We start from the raw sequence: 359 nt of genomic DNA on the forward strand, positions 1-359 counted from the left end.
TGCTGACTCAGATGCGCTTACGCTTGCTGACTCGGAAGCACTTACACTTGCTGATTCAGATACTGATACACTTGCTGACTCACTAGCACTTACTGATGCTGACTCAGATGAATGATCTGATGCAGACTGTGACTGTGAAATGCTAACGCTTTCACTGTATTCGTGATAATCTTCATCCGTCAACAAATCAAACTGGTTATTTCCATGAGGAATCGCATGTGTATAATAAACTTTGTATGTATGCCAACCAGAAGTCTGATACTCAACCCAATTGGTATCGGAAATCTTAATAACATATGCGTTACCTTTACATTTATAAAGATATCTGCCAATGTTCTCATTCCCCTGGGTTCTCCAGG

1 protein-coding gene is annotated in these 359 nt (G+C 40.7%); it reads right to left on the reverse strand.

What is annotated here, in order from left to right; genetic code table 11:
- Window positions 1-359: hypothetical protein (locus tag CSX02_RS13795; RefSeq protein WP_207653780.1), on the reverse strand; the 359-nt coding region annotated here is incomplete at both ends.

The sequence above is a fragment of the Agathobacter ruminis genome (assembly GCF_002735305.1).
GTDB classification, from domain to species: Bacteria; Bacillota; Clostridia; order Lachnospirales; family Lachnospiraceae; genus Roseburia; species Roseburia ruminis.